Here is a 19,310-nt window from a genome sequence, read left to right as displayed (position 1 = left end):
CCTTACCCGGAACTGCCAAAAGGCAGTTCCGACTTCTCCAAAGGAGAGGTAAATGGGAAACCCCAACCCAAGGGTCGGGGAATCTTTAGATTGAAAATAATCACATAAACACTGTGCAAATGAAAAATGTCTTAAAAGAACTAATTGATAAAAACAAAAAAGAAGAACAAGCGTACACTTCATCGCGGCAGTCTGAAATAGAAAATCCTAAAACCGCTGATGACCGACGAAACTTTTTGAAAAAAACCGCTTTAGGCGGTATTGGTCTCACGAGCCTTATGGGCTATTCCTTTGAGGATCGCATTGCTGAAACCACCTCAAAAGTAAAGCGTTCATCGGCTCCTTCGGAACTAAAAATCACCGATATGCGCTATGCCCTAACAGCGGTGATGGGCGGTACAGCCATAATACGTATAGATACCAACCAAGGTATTTACGGTTTAGGCGAAGTTCGTGATGCCGCCGATGTTCGTTATGCCCTTATGCTTAAAAGTCGCATTTTAGGGAAAAATCCATGTAATGTGGAAATGATCTTTAAAAGCATAAAACAATTTGGAGCTCCTGCACGCCAAGCGGGTGGCGTTTGTGCTGTGGAAATGGCGCTGTGGGATATTTGTGGAAAAGCCTATGATGTGCCTGCATGGCAATTATTAGGCGGAAGATATAGGGATAAAGTACGTTTGTATGCCGATACACCGGAACCATCCGATGCTGCAAAACAACAGGAACTTATTAATTACCGGATAAAGGAACAAGGCTATACCTGGCTAAAAATGGATGTGTCCATTGCCTCGCTTCGCGGTATTCCCGGTACGGTAGTTAATGGTAAATTTTGGGAAGATACCAATGGTAGGCTGAGTCAATGGGGCGACCAACGAAATTACATGTCCTACGGAAATACCATGCACCCATTTACGCAAATCCAAATTACAGAAAAGGGCCTAGAACATTTACAGCAAATTGTTGAAAATGTACGAAACATGGTAGGCTATGAAATTCCCATCTCTACTGATCATTACGGGCATTTTGACCTCAATAACGGGATCCGATTGGCCAAGTCATTAGACAAATACCGGCTGGCATGGTTCGAGGATATGGTGCCCTGGCAATATACCGAACAATGGCGAACCATAACCGATGCCATAGAAACACCTACCACTACCGGTGAAGATATTCATTTCCTAGAAAATTTTAAACCCCTTATTCACAACAGATCGGTTGATATCGTTCATCCGGATTTAGCATCTTCAGGAGGTCTATTGGAAACCAAAAGAATTGGCGACTATGCGGAAGAATTTGGGATTGCCATGGCGATGCATCAGGCAGGAACCCCGGTATCATTTATGGCCAATGTGCATTGTGCCGCCGCTACACAGAATTTTTTGGCATTAGAGCACCATTCCGTAGATGTACCGTGGTGGGAAAGCATGGTAACCATGACCGGTGGAGGTAAAATGATTGATAAAGGATTTGCGCCCGTACCATTAACCGCTCCCGGACTGGGTATTGAGCTTAATTTGGATGTGGTAAAAGAGCATTTGGATAAAAGGGATAAAACGTTCTTTGCTCCTACTAAAGAATGGGACGAATTACGTTCTCACGATAGAACGTATAGTTAAATGTATTTATTAGGACTAGAACTCATAAAGGCACTTTATACAAAAAATGAAACGCTATTGTTTGAGTTAGTTTAGTTTAGTTGAAAGGAAGAACATCCCGAAGACTCACTTCGGGATCGTTCCTCCAATGTTTTAAATCAGTAATAATACGTAAAATGAAAAGACTATGAGGAAAATGGTAATGACTACCGTTGTGCTACTTGGATTTAGTATAACACTAGCAGCACAGCAAATCAGCAAAGAAGAATTGTTGTTCTTAACTCCTGAGTGGAAAGGAGAGCGTCTTAACGATGGCCGACCCTATGTCTCGGATGAAATTTTGGAGCGAATGAAAAAAGTAACATTAGAAGAGGCTTGGGCCGTTCTAAAAGGTGATAATTTTAACTATCAATACGATGAAAATTGGCTAACTATAAATCCAGACAGTGTGCTTGTAGGACGCGCCGTTACGGCAACATTCATGCCCGGAAGACCCGATATACACCGAGTTATTGACGATCGCGGGCACAATAAAGACGGCAGGATTAAGTCGCAAAACGCTTGGACTATAGATATGCTTATTAAAGGGGATGTTTATGTGGTAGATCAATTTGGTGCGCACCTGGACGGACCAACTATAGGAGACAATTTAGGAAATTCGATTTATACAAAAACCGGAAAAGGCATTGTTTACAACGGAGCCATTCGCGATATTAACGGTCTAAAGGAAATTGGCTCGTTTACCTCTTTCTTTCGATCTTACCATCCGTCGCATCATCTTAATAACCCAAATGGTAGACTCAACACCACCTTAGTGGGTATCAACACGCCAACCCGTATAGGCATGGCTACGGTAATGCCCGGAGACGTGGTACTTGGCCGTGACGGCGGTGTCATGTTTATACCGCCCCATTTGGCTGAAAAAGTGGTTAAAACTTCTGAAATTGTTCGGTTAAGGGACATGTTTGGGCATCAACGCTTGAGAGAACAAAAATACACCCCCGGACAAATTGATACCCGCTGGTCCGATGAAATTGAAAAAGACTTTTCGCAATGGTTAAATAGTCATATCGATGAACTTCCTGTACCAAAAGCACAGATTCAAGAATTACTAAAAACTCGAACTTGGTAACCTATAACATAAAACAATGAAAAATTCTAGAAGAGATTTCTTATCCAAAACAGTAGCGACGGCCGCAATGGCTTCGTTGCCTTTTGCTAATTATGCCAAAGGGTATGAAACCGCAATTGATAACACCCCAAAATTTTCTGCCCCTTCAGATCTAAAAATTACCGATATTAAATGCGGCTATATTCGTGGCGGACACAGTCTGTTTATTAAAATATACAGCAATCAAGACATTGTAGGTCATGGCGAGGGTGTAGATGCTACACCAGGCACTTACCATTTAGTAAAAATGTTTGGGCGTCGCTTAACTGGCAAAAACCCGCTTAATGTGCACATGCTCTTTGAAGATATCCGACGATCTGGTTTCTTTGAAGGCGCCCAGTCTGGTATGTTTATAGCCGTACTAACTGCGGTAGAAACCGCTTTATGGGATTTGGCAGGAAAAGCACTTGGGCTTCCGGTGTATCAATTATTAGGTGGTAAGTTTAGAGATAAGATTCGAGTCTATATGGATACCGCATTGTATCAAAACCGACTGCCACAACCTGCCGATTTCGCCTCAAGCGCAAGAGAGGCGGTAGATATGGGTTTTACTGCTGTTAAGTTTGATTTGGATCAAGGGAATGATCCTAATAAATACGACAAATACAACTGGACAGCCAGTCCGGCAGAAATTCAACGCATGTACGATCAAATGGCCGCAACGCGGGAAGAGGTAGGTCCCAACATCGATATCTGCGCCGATATGCATGGCCGCTATGACGCCATTACCGGAGAAAAAGTGGCCAAGATACTGGAGCCCCTAAACATGATGTGGTTAGAAGAACCCATTCCTGCCGAGAATACAGATGCCTATAAAAAAATTACCGACTCCACCAGTACACCGATATGTGCAGGAGAAAATCATTATTTAGCACACGGGTTTAGACCGCTTTTAGAGAAAGGTGCCGTAGATATTATTATGCCAGATCTTCAAAAAGCAGGCGGACTCGGCGAAGGCCAGCGCATAGCCAATTTGGCCAACTTATACTACGTGCCATTTGCACCGCATATGGTAGCTTCTTATTTAGGTGCCATGGCTGCCTGTCATGTGTGCGCCTCAGTGCCCAACTTTATGATATTAGAATGGCAAATTTACTTCCATAAAAATCCCATGTTTAAGGAAATTGTCACCTTTGATGGGCCTATGGTAGAAAATGGCTTTATCACCTTATCCAATAAGCCCGGTATAGGCGTAGAAATCAATGAAGAAGGATTGCGCAAATATGCGGACAAGGACGTACCCTTTTTCAAATAAAAAAATACCCATTAAACCAACTACAAAAAATTGCTTTTACAATCTTCATTAATTCGCAATACACATGTGTACCGTAAAAATGTTTTTAAAAAAATACAGAACCCTTGTGCTAACAGGAATCTGTGTAGGAAGCTTTCTAAATGTAGTGGCACAACAAATTGGTGCCACTCCCGAATATGTCACAGCGCTCACATCCCATTGGAAAGGGGAACGTTTTGACGACGGCAGGCCAAAAGTACCCGATTTGGTATTAGAACGCCTAAAAAACGCGACGTTAGAACAAATTTGGGGCTATTTAGGACGTAAAGGGTACCACAATCAGGTAGAACAGGAATGGCTTATTTTAAAACCGGGTGAAACCATGACCGGCAGAGTAGTTACGGCTCAGTTTATGCCTACAAGACCCGATTTAGACAGTTTAATACGGGCACAAGGAAAAGCCGAAGGACGCTCCCAAAAGGGAGGTATCAATATTTGGCCCATCGATATTTTAACCAAAGGAGATATCTACGTGGCCGATGGATACGGAAAAGTAAAAGACGGCACTCTTATAGGCTCTAGTTTGGGCAATGCTATTTACGGAAAAACAGGTAATGGCGTTATTTTTTACGGTTCGGTACGAGATATGCAAGAATTAAAAGACACTGAAGGATTCAATGCTTGGGTAAAAGGCCAACATCCTTCCTATATAAAAGATATGACACCCACATCAATTAATGCGCCCATTCGGATAGGAAATGTAACTGTATTTCCGGGTGATGTCGCCTTTGCTAATGAATATGGGGTCGTGTTTATTCCGGCACATTTGGTTGAGGGTTTGGTTTCTAGCTCCGAACTAACTGCGCTCAGAGACGAGTTTGAACGCGTATTGCTGCAACAAGGAAAGTATCCTAGCGGCGAAATTCATGGCGATTGGTCCGATAAGATCAAAAACGAATATCGAGCTTGGTTTAAAAAATATCCTAAACCACTCACAGTCACTATAGCCGATATTGAAGCCTACTTGGCTAAAGAAAATAATTAATTGCCTAAATTTAAAGACTAAAAAAAATCATTATCATGAAATACAGTATCCTTTTCATACGGATTTTCACGTTTAGCCTTTTAATCTCTTATTCTGTTTTTTCACAAACCATCTCTAAAGAAGAACTAATTTTTTTAACCTCAACATGGCAGGGAGATCGATTTCCTGACGGACGTCCCAAAATACCCGATAATTTATTAGAAAGAGCTAAAAAGATAGGGATTGATGATGCTTGGACGGTTTTAAAAAATGAAGGTTATACCAATCAATTTGAAGGTCATTGGAAAATGGTTCACCGTAATGTGCCTGTTGTAGGAAGAGCCCTCACCGCTGTCTATATGCCCAGCAGACCCGATGTAGAAAAAAATATTAAAGAACGAGGTCAACAAAAAGAAGGAAGAAAAGGAAATACAAATTCATGGCCTATAGAAATGTTATCGCAAGGCGATGTCTATGTGGCCGATGGCTTTGGAAAAATTAACGGTGGTACCCTAATGGGAGCAACTTTGGCTACTTCAATTTTCAACAAATCGGGCAATGGTGTAGTCTTTAACGGAAGTGCACGTGATTTGGAAGCAGTTAGTGAAATTGACGGATTTAACGCATTTGTGCGCGATTTTCATCCCTCCTTTTTGGAAGAAATGGTTTTAATGGGTCTTAATACACCCATACGTATAGGAGGGGTCATGGTACTCCCCGGAGATTTGGTTTTAGCGAAGGAAGAAGGGGTGTTATTTATCCCCGCACATTTAGCCGATCTGGTGGTTAGTACCGCTGAATTTGTGGCACTTAAAGACGAATTTGGTTTTGAAATGGTAAAGAACCGCAGTTATACCACAGGTGAAATAGACAGCCAATGGACCGATAAAATAAAAGAAGATTTTTTAAAATGGTTAGCAAAGCATCCTGAATTGGGTACCATGACTAGAGCCGATTTAGATACGGTATTAAGCAAACGCACATGGTAAGATTTAGTAATGAACCATAAAAAATAGTGTAGCATGAAACAGTTTCTTACAATAGTATCCCTTTTCTTTTTACTTTGGATAACGGCTTGCAAACCAGAGAAAGCACCGGATAATCTCCCGGTAGAAAATACCGCAATAGCCGTTCCTAACAATGAAAACGAAATCATTGAAGTCGTTACCGCATTTAATAAGGCCTTAATAGACAGAGATAGGGAACAGTTAGAACGACTGTGTTCGGAATATCTTTCCTATGGCCACTCCAGTGGTGTTGTGCAGGATAAGGCAGCCTTTATTGAAGATCTGGTTAGTGGTCCCTTTCGTTTTTTAACCATTAACACGCCCGAACAAACCATTCATTTAGAAGGAAACACGGCGGTTGTTCGCCATATTCTGGAGGCCGATGGCTCTCGCAATGGGGAAGCCGTAGATTTACGGATAGGCAATCTACTGATCTACAAAAAAACAGAAGACAATTCTTGGAAATTATGGGTTCGGCAAGCTTATAAACTATAATACGCTTTCTCAACCATAAGGTATAAGCAAAGTGTACGTTCTTAAGCCTTGAATTTTTTTATTAAAATGATATTATAAACACCCATGAAGAAAATTACGATACATTCCGTTTCATTAGGTTTATCTGCATTATTACTACTTGTCATTTTAGGTTTGCTCTTTACCGGAAATATAGCCCATGCCGGAATCCCGATTCTTATTTTTTTCGCCTTGCTTGCGTTGGGGTTCAGTGGCTATACATCGCTTAGTGGGTATGTGTTTACCACCATGATATTCGCCGGAGTTGCCATGGCGTTGTATTACCCGCAATATTTTACACAAATAGGAGATTTTAAACTCACGGCGCTTATTATACCTCTTATTCAGGTCATTATGTTTGGCATGGGAACTTCCATGAGTATTTCCGATTTCGCAGGGATCTTTAAGGCTCCTAAAGGTGTTTTAATTGGTATTGTAGCACAATTGGGTATTATGCCCTTTATGGGACTTGCTTTGGCCAAATTCAGTGCATTTCCTCCAGAAATTGCTGCTGGTATTGTCTTAATTGGTTGTTCTCCCAGTGGGGTGGCATCAAATGTTATGGCTTATTTAGCAAAGGCCAATTTAGCACTTTCCATTACGATTACGGCCGTGTCTACACTGCTGTCTCCTTTTGTTACACCTTTATTAATGAAGCTTTTGGCAGGAGAATTTATAGAAATTAACGTGTTGGATATGATGTGGACTATTGTGAAGATGATTATTATTCCTATCGGTGCCGGATTGCTTTTTAATAAACTGAGGGGTGAAAAAGCCAAATGGTTAGACAAGGCCATGCCGGTAGTATCTATGCTAGGAATTGGTTTAATTATTACCATAATTACTGCCGCCGGAAGAAATAGTCTTCTGGAAATAGGCGGAATTTTGATGTTGCTGGTTTTGGTTCATAATACCTTTGGTTATGCATTAGGCTACTGGTTTGGTCGATTATTTAAAATGACAGAGAGCGATGCCCGTACCATTGCTATAGAGGTTGGGATGCAAAATGCCGGTCTCGCTTCAGGCATTGCAAATTCCTTAGGAAAAATTGCCACTATGGGCTTGGCAGCGGCCGTTTTTGGGCCGTTTATGAATATTACAGGTTCTATTCTAGCATCGTATTGGCACAGAAAGACACCGAAAGATTATGTTGACATTGATACCGTAGAAGGCAAATAAAGCCTCGCTTTTTCTGTTTTATCCATACTTTTTCCCATTTTGTCATTCTCAACGTAGTGAAGCATCTTACGTAAAGATGCGGCAGTTTCCCCTGTTTCCTATTTGGCTATTATGCGTAAAAGGATTTAGATACCTCCCCCGTGAAACATGAAGTTACTATAACAATTCCAAAGGGGTATAAAATTCAATATCAAAAAAAGGAAATAATCCAAAATATTGGAAATAATCCATATATTAGCATATTGTTTGCTGTGTTATGGATAAGACTATTCTTCATTTGGATCTAGACACTTTTTTTGTATCTGTAGAGCGCCTGCTCGACAGTCGCCTACAGCGTAAACCTATCCTCGTAGGCGGCACAAGCGATAGAGGCGTAGTTGCTGCTTGCAGTTATGAAACCCGGGGTTTTGGCATTCACTCAGGCATGCCCATGAAAATGGCTAAAGAACTTTGTCCTGAAGCTGTCGTTATACGTGGTAATGCAGGCACCTATAGCAAGCACTCGGATTTGGTAACGGATATCATTAAAGAATATGTACCCTTATTCGAAAAATCGAGTATCGACGAGTTTTACGCCGACCTTTCCGGGATGGATCGTTTTTTTGGGTGTTATCAATACGCATCCAACTTACGAAAAACCATCATCAGAGAAACCGGATTGCCTATTTCTTTTGGACTCTCTATTAACAAAGTGGTTTCTAAAGTAGCTACCAATGAAGCCAAGCCCAACAATCAACTTAAAATAGATCAAGGATACGAAAAACTCTTTTTGGCCCCTTTATCTATCAAAAAAATACCCATGGTAGGCGATAAAACGTATCAAACCTTACGTAATTTAGGGTTGCGAAGAATTCAGGCTGTTCAAGAAATGCCTATAGATTTAATGCAACGGGTGCTAGGCGTTAATGGCGCGGTCATTTGGAAACGAGCCAATGGCATAGACAACACGCCAGTAATCCCTTTTTCGGAACGAAAATCCATTTCCACAGAACGCACCTTCGATAAAGATACGATTGATATAGTGAAACTTCGGGGTATTTTGATTGCGATGACCGAAAATTTAGCTTACCAGCTACGGCGGGGAGAAAAGCTTACGGCCTGCATCACAGTAAAGCTAAGGTATTCCGATTTCAACACCTATTCCAAACAACTCAAAATTCCCTATACCAGTGCAGACCATATTTTAATTCCAAAGATTTTAGAACTGTTTCAGCAGTTGTATCACAAAAGATTATTGGTACGCCTCATTGGTATTCGATTTAGTCATTTAGTACAGGGCAATTACCAGATTAATTTGTTTGAAGATACCGAAGAAGCCCTGAATTTATACGCAGCCCTAGATCATATCCGTAATCGTTACGGCGACCGCAGCGTAATACGCGCTGCGGCCATGGGCGCAAAAACCATAGGCAGAATGGATAACCCTTTCAACGGCGGTCCACCCATTATCTTGGCGCATAGAAAGCAGTAGCCTCCTAACCCCCAAAGGGGAATGGGTATTCGTCCGATGTAAAATATCCAACGTTTCCGATTTCAGGACGATATCAGGCAAGATCAACCAACAACGATTTGACAATGTGAAAATGTAACAATGTGAAAATGTAACAATGCCAGATCACCCGCCTTGGGAAGGGCTAGAGAAGACCCAACGATCAACGGACAACGATCAACAAACAGAAGTACGAAGTTAGAAATACGAAGTACAAAGTAATACGAACAACCATCAACGGACAACGATTTGAAAATTTGAAAATGTAGCCATTTGAAAATATAACAATGTAGTAACGCAGCATCTCCGGCTTTAGGGGGGGCTATGCAAGGTCAACCCATCAACCGACAACGATCAACCGACAACCATCAACGATTTGAAAATGTAATAATGTGAAAATGTAGTAACGAAACATCTAACTCCTTGAGAGGGGATAAGGGAGACCCAACCATCAACGGACAACGATTTGAAAATTTGAAAATGTAGCCATTTGAAAATGTAATAATGTAGTAACGCCACATCAACCGCCTTAGGACAGGCTAGGAAAGGTCAAACCATCAACGAACAACCATCAACGGACAACGAACAACCAACAACGAAAAATGTACCTAAACTGCCACACCTACTACAGTCTTCGCTACGGCACCTTTTCTGAGGTGGCACTCCTGCAATTGGCACAAGAAAACCATATAAAACAGTTGGCCTTAACAGACATCAACAATACTTCGGCTTGCCTTAATTTTGTTCGAAAAGCACCTGAATTTGGGGTTAAACCCATTTTAGGTATCGACTTTAGAAATGGTGTAGACCCCTGCTTTGTGGGCATTGCAAAAAACAATGAGGGCTACAGGGAACTAAATGCCTTTCTCTCCGAGCACTTACGCCAAGAAAAAAAGATCCCTTTTAAAGCCCCATTTTTTAAAAATGCTTATATAATTTATCCGTTTGAAAAGGTAGTATTGCACGAATATATATCTTTTCTGGAACACGAGTATATAGGTATTTCCATAGCCGATCTAAGACGCCTACCCTTTTCCAGATTGGTAGGGCTAAAACACAAATTGGTGGTGCTACAGCCCGTTACTTTTAGAAATAAACGCGATTTTAATACGCACCGCTTGCTACGTGCCATTGACAACAATGTGTTATTAAGTTTATTGCCTAAAGATGAAGAAGGGCATATAGACGAAAAGATGTTTCCGATTCAAAATTTAGCTGCCGTTTTTTCCGAGTACAGTTTTATTTTAGAAAACACCGAAAAGCTAATGAATGAATGCCACATTGTATTTGATTTTTCTGAAGGACGAAAACCACAAAACTTACAGTGTTATACCGGAAACCCACAACAAGACACCCTGCTCTTAGAAGAATTATGCCAAAAAGGACTGCCTTATCGCTATCCGGATATAAAAGCTTCAGAAGGTGAAGAGATTTCAAAACGGCTTAAAAAGGAGTTGGATCTGATAAAGAAAATGAAGTTTGTATCCTATTTCCTTATCAATTGGGATATTGTTTCCTATGCCCGGAGTCAAGGTTTTTTCTATGTAGGTCGCGGTAGTGGCGCTAATAGCATTGTAGCCTATTTATTGAGAATTACCGATGTAGATCCCATAGAACTCGATCTGTATTTTGAACGCTTCATTAACCTGTATCGGGTAAATCCACCCGATTTCGACATCGATTTTTCATGGAAAGATCGGGAGGCCATGACGACCTATATTTTTAATCGCTTTAAAAATGTATCGCTTTTAGGAACTTATGTTACCTTTCAGCATAATGGGGCTGTACGTGAGTTGGGCAAAGTATTCGGCCTTCCCAAAGAAGATATAGATTTGCTTTGTGATGGAGGCTACCAACCCACCGATTTGGATGAGATTTCTCTTTTAGTGCTCAAATACGCACAACATATTCATGGAATGCCCAATTACCTCAGTATCCATGCCGGAGGAATTTTAATTACCGAAAGACCCATTCACTGTTTTTCGGCTACTCATTTGCCCCCAAAAGGATTTGCTACCACTCAGTTTGATATGGTCATTGCCGAAGATGTAGGCCTTTTTAAGTTTGATATTTTAAGCCAACGCGGCCTTGCGAAAATAAAAGAGGCTATAGCAATTATAGCACAGAACCAACCTAATAAAATAAATACATTCGATATACACGACGTCAAGAAATTTAAAAAAGACCCTCAAATTAATACTCTGGTAAAGAGTGCCCAATGTATGGGATGCTTTTACGTAGAATCGCCTGCCATGCGGATGCTGCTGAAAAAGCTAAAGGTAGATACCTATTTGGGTTTGGTAGCGGCAAGCTCCATAATTAGACCCGGCGTAGCAAAAAGTGGTATGATGCGAGAATATATCCTACGCCACAGCGATCCGGAACGGGCACAGAAAATGGCACATCCGGTATTGTTAAAAGTAATGCCAGAAACCTATGGTATTATGGTGTATCAGGAAGATGTCATTAAAGTAGCCCATCATTTTGCCGGTCTGGATCTGGGTCAGGCCGATGTGTTGCGAAGGGGTATGAGTGGCAAATTTCGCTCCCGAGAAGAGTTTCAAAAAGTACAGGATCTGTTTATCGTAAATTGCCGTAAAAAAGGCTATCCCGACACGGTAATCTTCGAAGTATGGAATCAGGTAGCCAGCTTTGCAGGTTATGCTTTTGCTAAAGGACACTCTGCTTCCTATGCCGTAGAAAGTTACCAAACGCTATTTTTACGCGCCTATTTTCCGTTAGAATATATGGTAGCGGTACTTAACAATGGGGGTGGCTTTTATAGCACCGAATTCTATGTGCATGAGGCGCGAATGTTGGGTGCCACAATTCACCCTCCCTGCGTAAATAAAAGTGCAATTGTAAACTGTATTTATGAAACAGATATCTATCTGGGGTTTATGTACTTAAAAGAACTGGAAGCCAGAGTCATGGAACGCCTTATAAAAGCGCGTCAAAAAGAAGGTGCATTTAGTTCGTTAAACGATTTTTTAGATCGGGTACCTATTTCCATAGAGCAGATCAGTATTTTAATACGGATTGATGCCTTTCGGTTTACCCAAATCAATAAATATGAGTTGCTGTGGCAGGCGCATATGTTGCTCTCTAAAGCAAAAACGGTAGTATATCCGAAACTATTTCCGCCCAAACCACAAAATTTTCAGATTCCCAAATTGTATGCCACAGATTTAGAAACCGCATTTACCCAATGGGAGTTGTTGGGGTTTTGTTTGTGCAGCCCATTTACACTACTAAAAGAACCCCCTAAAAACAACAAAGGCAGTAAAGATTTAGAAAAATACCTCCATAAGCACATCGACATTTATGGCTATCTTGTAACGGTAAAAAATACCCGCACTCATACCGGAAAACGGATGCAATTTGCCACTTTAGTAGATCAGCAAGGCGAAGTGTTCGATACGGTACTTTTTCCTCCGGTGGCCGCAAAATACATTTTTAGGGGCAAAGGGATTTATCGGTTTTATGGAAAAGTAGTAAGTGAATTTGGTTTTCTGAGCATCGAGGTTATTAAAATGCAAAAACAAGATTACATCCAAGATCCAAGATATGCAGATATGAAAACCGCACATAAGAAAATATCTTTATAGCCAGAAAGTATACAATTATATTGGCAAACGACCCCGGAGCAGGCCCACGAGGCATCAAAAGGAACCTTTACATTGCGTTTCTGCGTCCGCCCATGGTGCAAAAAGGCAAGCGTCGGAGCATTTCAATCTCCATTATCGCGTAAAAAAATAAATCCTTATCTTCAAAACCCAATATTTACCTTTTCAGATGTATTCCATTGTCGACATAGAAACCACCGGAAATGGGTATACCGGAATGAAACTTACCGAAATCGCTATTTTTAAGTTCGATGGGGAACGAGTTATTGATGAGTACACCACCCTCATTAATCCGGAGTGCAACATCCCTCAATTTATTAGCAATCTTACGGGGATAACCAATGCCATGGTGCAGCACGCACCTAAGTTTTATGAAGTAGCCAAAACCATACTGGAGTTTACCAAAGACACTGTTTTTGTGGCGCACAATGTAAACTTTGATTATAACGGCATTCAAAAAGAATTTAAAGAATTAGGGTTCGATTTTAAGCTAAAAAAACTCTGTACCGTGCGTTTATCTCGCAAACTGATACCTCATTTATCATCCTACAGTCTAGGTCCTTTATGCGCAACACAGGGTATTTTTATTACCGATAGGCATCGTGCCAGAGGTGATGCAGAAGCCACGGTAAAACTCTTTCGCCAATTACTGGAATTGGACACAGATAATACCGTTTTTTCTTCGTTTTTAAATGTTCGTTCCAGGCAGGCCACGCTTCCCCCACTATTGCCCAAGGAAGTTTTTGAAAAATTACCGGAAACCGAAGGGGTATATTATTTTAAAAATGCCCAAAAGGACGTCATTTATGTGGGCAAGGCGAACAACATAAAACAAAGGGTATTGAGCCATTTTTACGATAAGACGAAAAAAGAGCTTACCATGTGTATGGAGGTAGCAGACATCGATTTCACCGAAACCGGAAGTGAACTCTTGGCACTGTTACTGGAATCGGCAGAAATAAAACAACTATTTCCAAAATACAACCGGGCGCAGCGTAGGGTAAAAGAAAGTATTGCCTTGTTTACCTATGAAGATACCTCCGGCGTACTGCATCTGGCCTATAACCACAGTAAACTGGTACAACAACCTTTGTTAAAATTTTATTCGGTTACCGAATGCCGAAGTTTTTTGGAAACCCTTTGCGAAACGTATGAGCTTTGCCCCAAATACTGTAGCTTACAAACCAATGTAAGCAGTTGCTTTCATTACCAAATAAAGCAATGCAAAGGGGTATGTCGCCAAGAAGAAGCTATAAACACTTATAATAACAGAGTCTTACGAGCCGTTGCTTCACTACAATTTGAAAACCAAAATTTTGTTATTTGGGAAAAAGGCCGACATCCCAAAGAAACGGCATTTGTGTTAGTGCAGGGCGGTATCTATAAAGGCTTTGGATACAAAACAGCTCCACTTAGAAACATCTCCCCAAAACAAATAGCTTCTCTTTTAGTGCATCAAAAAGACAATCGCGACATTCACCGAATTCTTAACAGTTACCTCAAAAAACACCCTGAAAACCTACAGCTTATGACCGTCGCGGTAGAAGATGATTTGTTTTCCCTTATGTCTCCTTTGTAATTATGATGGCAAAGACAAATGATGCCAAGTAATTTTATGCAACTACCTACCTCATTCGATTATCCCAAATATTTTTAAGATCAAAATGTGCGTGATTTCTAAGCACGCTAACGTTTTTCTTATCGGAAGGTAAAAAACCAACTATCGGGTATCCTTTTTAGTGTCACAATTCATACGTTTTAAACAATCTCGCTTACATTACATTCTAAATTCTCTGTGAGGCGTTTACAAATTGGTTTGCCCAATGTAGTGTTCGCTATTTTTTGTACTTTTAAAACTATGTTTTTTTTTATCCTAAGCCTTTACCATGCGTAACACCATATTACTTTTACTTAGTATTTTCTTCTTCTATGCCTGTAAAAACAACTTAGAATCCCCAAAGCTAGTCCAAGACTATACTACATGGCGTTCATATTTAGGAGGTCCGGATCGTAACCACTACTCTACACTTTCACAAATTACACCCGAAAATGTTACGACTTTAGAAGTTGCTTGGTCTTACGCCTCTGAAGACTACGGACAGATGCAAATGAATCCTATTATTATAGATACAATTTTATATGGTGTTTCGGCAGCACTTAGAGCCTTTGCACTACATGCAGCCACAGGCGAAGAGCTCTGGCGTTTTGGCGATTCCTTAAAAGTTTGGCATTCTACCAGTAGAGGGGTTTCATATTGGGAAAAAGGAGCAGACAAACGCATACTATACACCGTAGGTTCCGAGTTATATGCCCTAAATGCATTAACCGGGCAGCCTATCCCTTCTTTTGGTGAAAATGGAAAAATAGATTTACGATCCGGCCTTCCGGAAAGGGCTAAAAATGCATTTGTAATTTCTAATACGCCGGGTACTATCTATGAGGATCTTATTGTGATGCCGTTGCGACTCGGAGAAGATGTGGGTGCCGCTCCCGGCGATATTATGGCTTTTAATGTAATTACGGGTGCTGTAGCGTGGGTCTTTCACACCATTCCCTATCCGGACGAATCGGGCTCAGAAACTTGGGAAGACCGAACGTATATCGACAATGGCACCGTTGGTGCCGCTAACAACTGGGCCGGTATGGCAGTAGATGAAGCGTTAGGTATTATTTACGTGCCTACGGGCTCGGCAGCCCCGGATTTTTACGGTGGCATTCGAAAAGGCAGTAATTTGTATGCCAATTGTCTTTTAGCGTTAAACGCAAGAACAGGGGAACGGCTTTGGCACTTTCAGTTTACGCATCACGACATTTGGGACAGAGATCTCCCTGCGCCACCCAATTTAATAACCGTAACACATCAGGGCAAAAAAATTGCCGCTGTAGCCCAGGTAACCAAACAAGGTTATGTATTTCTATTCGACCGGAAAACGGGAGTTCCTTTGTTTGATATTGAAGAACGCCCAGTTCCGTCTTCTACCCTCGAGGGTGAAACGCCATGGCCCACCCAACCCTTTCCTGTAAAGCCAAAACCTTTTGCGCGACAATCGAATGAACTCACCGAAAATGATATAAGTCCCTATGCCCCAAACCGGGAAGAACTTATCACCATATTTAATCAATCTGCTAAACGGCTCTATGCACCGCCAGCCTTAACCCCTGTTTTTCTTTTACCGGGCTATGACGGAGCAGCGGAATGGGGAGGTGCAGCCGCAGATCCTAACGAAGGTATACTTTACGTAAATTCCAACGAAATGGCGTGGTTACTCCAAATGGAAAAGCAAGAAGGATCATCAGAAGAAATGCCATTAGGACAACGCGTTTATACCACCTATTGTGCGAGTTGTCATCAAAAGGATCGAAAGGGATTGGCGGCCAGCGGCTTTCCCTCTTTAGTTGATATCGAACAACGAAGGACAACACTAGAAGTTTCCGACATTATAACTCAAGGCAAAGGTATGATGACTGGTTTTCCGCAAATACCCACAACGGAAAGGGAAGCTTTATTAAATTACTTATTTGATATTCAAGATAAAATGGAGGTGCTTGCAGACGTACCCCTAACTGAAAACGTTGTGCCTTACACCCATACAGGGTACACAAAGTTCTTGGATGCAGCGGGTAATCCCGGAATTTCCCCGCCTTGGGGTACACTACATGCCATTAATTTAAATACAGGAAATTATCTTTGGTCTATTCCCTTTGGTGAATCTGAAACTTTAAACGAGGCAGGAAATACGCCCACCGGAACCGAAAATTATGGAGGGCCTGTAGTTACAGCCAATGGATTACTCTTTATTGGAGCTACCAAAGATGGCTTTTTCAGGGCTTTTGATAAAAAAACCGGAAAAGTTCTTTGGCAGTATCAACTGCCCGCTGCTGCTTTTGCTACTCCGGCTACGTATGCTGTTAATGGCAAACAATATGTGGTTATTGCGTGCGGCGGTGAAAAATTAGGCACGCCTAAAGGCAATAAAATTATAGCGTTTGCCTTACCTTAAAAATACAAACTACATAGCGCTTTAAATGAGTAAGTAAGTAGCGGTGAGAAAGGTGCTAGAATTACCTTTTTTTCATCATACACAAACAGAATCTCATTTAGATTATCAGCGGTCTCATGAACATCTTTATTTGTATGTAAAAAAATCTTTTCTATATAAAGTGCTGTTAATTAATTTTTTATGTTCTTAGTTTTTTGTATATTTCCCATTATGATTACTACGGAAAAAACGGAAAACGAGGCTTTTTTAAAAAAATCAATCCAACACCTAGAACTTCATGGTTTTGAACAGATAAAAGCCGATTTAGAAGGATATGATCGGCCAAAGACGTATCATAAAAAAGATAGTGAAATTAGCATTACCCCAGATATTGTAGCGTACAAAAACGGTCGTCGCTATGTTTTTGATATCAGTCTTAAATCTGAAAAGGCGCGCTTATTAAAATCCAAATGGCTAGTATTGCATGCACTAAGCCGCTTAAAAGATCATCGCTTTAAAATTATAACCACCAAAGGACACTATAAATTTACCAATGACATGATTAAAGACATTAATTTGTCTGAAGAATCGTTATTAAAAATTTAGTTCGTTCCGGGAACTGTGCCTATCGTTTCTCCATAAGGATATGTGGAATTCCATCTTCCAAATAAGATTCCCCTATTGCTATAAATCCTAACGAATTATAAAATCGTTGTAAATAACATTGTGCGGAAAGTTGTATCCTGCTTTCATTAAAATAGGTTGCTATAGCTGTTATTGAAGCGCTCAAGATATCTTTACCATAACCGTATTTACGTGCACTTTCTTTTACAAGTACCCTTCCTATACTGGCATATTCTAAATATTTACCTGCCTTAAAAATACGTGTATACGCTACTAGTTCTCCTTTTTTGGTGCCTATCACATGAAGTGCCTTAAAATCTTTCCCGTCAAGATCCTGATACACACAATTTTGTTCTACCACAAACACAGCACTTCGCAACTGTAATATATAATAGAGTTCTTGGTTTTGGAGATCCTTAAATTTTTTTACCGTAATATCCATCCTGTTATTCCTGTACAATAATTTCTTTGTTGCTGCACTTACCAAATTCCGGCTGAATACTAAAATGACTTATCCCATATTCCCTACCTAAGGTTTCTTCAATAGTAGTTAAAACAGCATCAAATTCTGAAAGGAGAATATCCTGATTAAAATCGATATGCGCTTCCAAATGAATAGTATGATCATTTAACTGCCAAATATGCACATGATGCACATTTTTAATGGGGGCAATAGCACTTAAAGTATCTACAATTGCGGAGACTTCTATTGTTTCCGGACTTGCCAGCATCAGCACTTTGGTAGAGGCCTTTAATAAATCGTACCCCATGTAAATTAAATAGCCGGCTATTAGCATCGTAAGTACGGCATCAATCCAATACACCTTATAAAAAGTAATTAGAACTCCTCCTACAAGTACGGCTACGGAAGCCATCATATCGGTAAGTAAGTGCAAATACGCTGATTTAATATTCATATTTAAGGCTGCATCCTTTTTTAAAAGAAGCACACTAAATCCGTTGGCTAAAATTCCTAAAAGTGCTAACCATAGTACTACATTTCCTTCTATTTCTCTTGGAGTAATTAAGCGCTCTATGGCCTCGATTATTAAAAATACCGCCACCACCATAAGCGTTGCCGAATTAATAAAAGCGGCCATGATTTCGGCCCTCTTAAATCCAAAAGTATGGCGGTGAGATGCTTTTTCTTTGGCAAATACATTAGCTGCGTAACTAAGCACCAAAGAGATTACATCACTAAAATTATGAAGCGCATCGGATAATAAAGCCAAACTGCCTGAAAATAAACCGCCTACAATCTGGGCTACGGTAATGAGCACATTCAGTACAATTGAAATCACCAGATTCTTTCCTTTCACATCCGAAGCATGATGGTGATGATGGTGATGCGAATGCCCCATAATTAATGTAATTACCTAACTACAAGATATTTTTTCAATTCTACGCTCATGGCGACCGCCTGCAAAATTGGTTTCTAAAAAGACCTTTACCATATCCAACGCCTGTGGTAAAGAGATAAACCTAGCAGGTAAACTTAGTATATTAGCATCATTATGTTCTCTGGCTAAAGCTACAATTTCCTTAGTCCAACACAAAGCAGCCCTTACTTTTTGATGTTTGTTAGCGGTCATAGAAGCACCGTTGCCACTGCCACATATAATAATACCGTACTGAGCCTTACCTTCTTCTACGTCAATAGCTACAGGATGTACAAAATCTGGATAATCTACACTATCCATACCATCTGTGCCATGATTTATAACCTCTATGTGCATTGCTTTTAATAAACCAATAACTGCAAGTTTGTATTCCGTACCTGCATGATCATTTCCAATAGCTATTTTCATCTGTTCAAAATTTTATAGTTTGCTGTAAATGAAGAAATTTTTAGTTACTTCATTTTT

The 19,310-nt window shown here is 40.6% G+C and carries 15 protein-coding genes; 12 read left to right on the top strand and 3 right to left on the bottom strand.

Annotated elements, in window-relative coordinates; genetic code table 11:
• The first annotated feature begins 119 nt into the window (after nucleotides 1-119).
• The 12 genes from U1E44_RS06480 (at nucleotide 120) to U1E44_RS06425 (ending at nucleotide 17,427) form a co-directional block, all read left to right on the top strand.
• On the top strand, nucleotides 120-1,619 hold the full coding sequence (locus tag U1E44_RS06480) for a mandelate racemase/muconate lactonizing enzyme family protein (RefSeq protein WP_322930244.1): 1,500 nt from the start codon (nucleotides 120-122) through the stop codon (nucleotides 1,617-1,619).
• A gap of 166 nt (nucleotides 1,620-1,785) precedes the next feature.
• Nucleotides 1,786-2,730 (top strand): RraA family protein, encoded by a 945-nt coding sequence (locus U1E44_RS06475; protein WP_322930243.1) that lies wholly within the window; start codon nucleotides 1,786-1,788, stop codon nucleotides 2,728-2,730.
• A gap of 16 nt (nucleotides 2,731-2,746) precedes the next feature.
• Nucleotides 2,747-4,024, top strand: coding sequence for a mandelate racemase/muconate lactonizing enzyme family protein (locus tag U1E44_RS06470; protein ID WP_322930242.1), 1,278 nt, complete (start codon nucleotides 2,747-2,749; stop codon nucleotides 4,022-4,024).
• Nucleotides 4,025-4,088: 64 nt separating this feature from the next.
• Nucleotides 4,089-5,048 carry an RraA family protein gene (locus U1E44_RS06465; RefSeq protein WP_322930241.1) on the top strand — a complete coding sequence of 320 codons (960 nt, stop codon included), beginning with the start codon at nucleotides 4,089-4,091 and terminating at the stop codon, nucleotides 5,046-5,048.
• A 35-nt stretch (nucleotides 5,049-5,083) separates the two neighbouring features.
• On the top strand, nucleotides 5,084-6,016 hold the full coding sequence (locus tag U1E44_RS06460) for an RraA family protein (RefSeq protein WP_322930240.1): 933 nt from the start codon (nucleotides 5,084-5,086) through the stop codon (nucleotides 6,014-6,016).
• A 33-nt stretch (nucleotides 6,017-6,049) separates the two neighbouring features.
• Nucleotides 6,050-6,529: a nuclear transport factor 2 family protein gene (locus U1E44_RS06455; protein ID WP_322930239.1), complete on the top strand. Its 480-nt coding sequence runs from the start codon at nucleotides 6,050-6,052 to the stop codon at nucleotides 6,527-6,529.
• Between the two features lie 84 nt (nucleotides 6,530-6,613).
• Entirely contained in the window at nucleotides 6,614-7,726 is a 1,113-nt protein-coding gene (locus tag U1E44_RS06450) for a bile acid:sodium symporter family protein (RefSeq protein ID WP_322930238.1), read from the top strand.
• A gap of 256 nt (nucleotides 7,727-7,982) precedes the next feature.
• The gene (gene dinB, locus U1E44_RS06445) at nucleotides 7,983-9,197 is read left to right on the top strand and encodes a DNA polymerase IV (protein WP_322930237.1); all 1,215 of its coding nucleotides are present in this window, start codon (nucleotides 7,983-7,985) and stop codon (nucleotides 9,195-9,197) included.
• Nucleotides 9,198-9,817: 620 nt separating this feature from the next.
• Nucleotides 9,818-12,823 carry a DNA polymerase III subunit alpha gene (locus U1E44_RS06440; RefSeq protein ID WP_322930236.1) on the top strand — a complete coding sequence of 1,002 codons (3,006 nt, stop codon included), beginning with the start codon at nucleotides 9,818-9,820 and terminating at the stop codon, nucleotides 12,821-12,823.
• 187 nt (nucleotides 12,824-13,010) lie between these two features.
• Nucleotides 13,011-14,420: an exonuclease domain-containing protein gene (locus U1E44_RS06435; RefSeq protein ID WP_322930235.1), complete on the top strand. Its 1,410-nt coding sequence runs from the start codon at nucleotides 13,011-13,013 to the stop codon at nucleotides 14,418-14,420.
• A 307-nt stretch (nucleotides 14,421-14,727) separates the two neighbouring features.
• Nucleotides 14,728-16,842: an outer membrane protein assembly factor BamB family protein gene (locus tag U1E44_RS06430; RefSeq protein ID WP_322930234.1), complete on the top strand. Its 2,115-nt coding sequence runs from the start codon at nucleotides 14,728-14,730 to the stop codon at nucleotides 16,840-16,842.
• 210 nt (nucleotides 16,843-17,052) lie between these two features.
• Nucleotides 17,053-17,427, top strand: a complete 375-nt coding sequence (locus tag U1E44_RS06425) for a hypothetical protein (protein WP_322930233.1) — start codon at nucleotides 17,053-17,055, stop codon at nucleotides 17,425-17,427.
• A 19-nt stretch (nucleotides 17,428-17,446) separates the two neighbouring features.
• Here the strand turns inward: U1E44_RS06425 and U1E44_RS06420 are convergent, their stop codons facing one another.
• Genes U1E44_RS06420 through U1E44_RS06410 form a run of 3 tightly spaced genes read right to left on the bottom strand, consistent with a single transcriptional unit; the run spans nucleotide 17,447 to nucleotide 19,253 of the window.
• Nucleotides 17,447-17,887, bottom strand: coding sequence for a GNAT family N-acetyltransferase (locus tag U1E44_RS06420; RefSeq protein ID WP_322930232.1), 441 nt, complete (start codon nucleotides 17,885-17,887; stop codon nucleotides 17,447-17,449).
• A gap of 4 nt (nucleotides 17,888-17,891) precedes the next feature.
• A complete protein-coding gene (locus U1E44_RS06415; protein WP_322930231.1) occupies nucleotides 17,892-18,806 on the bottom strand; it encodes a cation diffusion facilitator family transporter in 915 nt (304 codons plus the stop codon).
• 15 nt (nucleotides 18,807-18,821) lie between these two features.
• Nucleotides 18,822-19,253 (bottom strand): RpiB/LacA/LacB family sugar-phosphate isomerase, encoded by a 432-nt coding sequence (locus U1E44_RS06410; RefSeq protein ID WP_322930230.1) that lies wholly within the window; start codon nucleotides 19,251-19,253, stop codon nucleotides 18,822-18,824.
• Nucleotides 19,254-19,310: the final 57 nt, after the last annotated feature.

Source organism: Aurantibrevibacter litoralis (assembly GCF_034651555.1).
Taxonomy (GTDB): Bacteria; Bacteroidota; Bacteroidia; order Flavobacteriales; family Flavobacteriaceae; genus Aurantibrevibacter; species Aurantibrevibacter litoralis.
Note: the sequence above shows the minus strand (reverse complement) of the source record. Positions and strands in the feature narration are given on the sequence as shown.